This window comes from Bartonella sp. MR90HLJMH (assembly GCF_042194115.1).
Lineage (GTDB): Bacteria > Pseudomonadota > Alphaproteobacteria > Rhizobiales > Rhizobiaceae > Bartonella > Bartonella grahamii.
This window is the reverse complement of record NZ_JBHIMM010000030.1, coordinates 1-2,109: the sequence shown is the minus strand read 5'-3', so window position 1 is coordinate 2,109 and position 2,109 is coordinate 1. Positions and strand designations below refer to the sequence as shown.

The following is a 2,109-nucleotide window of genomic DNA, read 5'->3' as shown; positions in this document are numbered from 1 at the left end:
ACAACCCTTTAAACTTGATCTCCAAAAAGCAAAGGAACTTTTAACAGAGGCAGGTTATCCGGATGGTTTTGAGGCCAATATTTTTGCAGGGGCATCTCCTTATCCTTTTGCTTTGCCTATTGCTCAGTCTCTCCAAGACAACGCAAAAAAGATTGGGGTACATTTTAAAATTGAACGTTTTGTAGGTACGCAGTTGTTTTCAAAATTTTATGCGCGTGGTTTTGATACGATTTTTTTCGGATGGAATAATGGCTCTGCGGACCCCCATACAATGGCTTCACGTCTTATTTACAATCCTGATAATCGGTTTGAGGCAAAAAATACAGGCTACGCTAGTTGGTGCCATGGGTATTTTGATAAAAGTATGAATCAAAAGGTTAAGGATGCGTTGTTTGAAAAAGATCCCCAAAAACGGGTGCAAATGTATGCTGATTTGCAACGTGAATTTATGCAGAAAGGACCCTATGCTTTTATTTATCAGACATATGTTTCTGTAGCGATGACACCTGATGTCAAAAAATGGGTTTGGAATAGTGCCCCACGTATTTTTTATAGTGCAATTGAAAAATAAGAAGGTATCAGGTTTATAAAATATAAAAAACATGATCATGATATATTTGACGTATTGCAAAGTTCTTAAATGCTTTGCAATACGTTGAAGATTGTGAATAATAGAGGATATATTGCTGAGTGTCTTTTCAAGATTTCTATTTCAAAAGAGATCTTTCATTCTCATTAAAGATGTGTTTTCTTGGATGTTTAAGACTTAATATTTCAACTCCCATGAATTGAAAAGTGGTCAATTCATTTGCTGAAAAAATTAGTACAACAGATGTTGTGGCATTTAGCATTGCTAAAGGAGAAAAGACTTTGCAATATTGAAGAAAAGTTTTGGTGTGGAGGTGAAGAGAAATATCAGTTTTTTATGATGCCTATGTTATGGTTCCTTTTGTTTTGAAAGATAACACTCCGCAATTGGAGGGTATTATTTTATGGGGAGTGATGCAAAAATTCAAATTTTCTCTTGAGAAGGAGGGTAAATAATCAATTTCAGCAAATTACAATTCATTCAAAATCATCAAAATATCAAATTTTTATTGAGGCTCTTGAAGTAACCGGAGGTGGTGTTTTCGCGACACTTTTTAGAAAATCAAAAAAGAAATTTGAAGCAAAAGGTCTGATTGATAAAGCAAAAGGAAACTTTGCCTGATATGTCCCAAATTGTAAGCACTGTGATATCTCCAACAGATGCTGTTATGCCTAATACCTTCGTTTTATATCAGATCGTTTTCTGTTGAGTTTTTAATTTTATTTCGAGGAGGTATGTTTTCTAAGTCTAATCTTATTATTTCTTGCACGTTATTGTTGCATGGAGAACTTATACAATAAATTTTAAAAGGAAAAGTCTATGAACTTGAAAGGAAAAATATTGAAAGGGAGCAGTGCTTTTGTTTCTGCTGTTATTGCACTGGGGATTTTGGTGCAACAAGTTTCAGCAAAAACACCTGCCGATACGCTTGTGATGGCTTGGAATCTTGATTCAATAAGTACATTTGATCCCGCACAAATTAATGACCGTTATGGTAATGAAGTTCTTGTCAATGTTTGTGATAATTTAGTTGAACCAGCTAAAGATAATGCAGCTAAACTTGTTCCCTCTTTGGCGAAGAGTTGGGATGTTTCAAGTGATGATCAGCGTACGGTGATTACTTTTCATTTGCGTGATGGTTTGAAGTTCAATGATGGTCGTCCTGCGAATGCCAATGATCTAATTTGGAGCATGAAGCGGGTTGTTAAATTGAAGATGGCTACTGCGGCGACATTTAATGAATATGGTATCACAGAACAGAATGTTGATGAGGCTTTTCAAGCACCGGACGACAAAACAGTGGTGATGAAATTTGATAAACCTTATCCAGCAGAGCTCATTCTTAGCCATTTTGCCACTAGTCGTACTCTTTCTTTGCTTGATCGTGAGACACTCATGAAACACGAAAAAAATGGTGATATGGGAAACCGGTATTTGGCAAGCCATTCTGCTTGTGTTGGTCCTTATCAGTTAGAGAGTTGGCGTCCTGGAGAAGCTCTTTTATTGCGTGCAAGCTCCAA

General features: G+C 36.3%; 2 protein-coding genes. Both read left to right on the top strand.

What is annotated here, in order from left to right; all coding sequences use genetic code 11:
• Positions 1-571, top strand: a 571-nt coding sequence (locus ACFIJ9_RS08580; RefSeq protein WP_375636773.1) for an ABC transporter substrate-binding protein, incomplete at its 5' end; no start/stop codon positions are given.
• Between the two features lie 837 nt (positions 572-1,408).
• Positions 1,409-2,109: ABC transporter substrate-binding protein (locus tag ACFIJ9_RS08575; RefSeq protein WP_375636770.1), on the top strand; the 701-nt coding region annotated here is incomplete at its 3' end.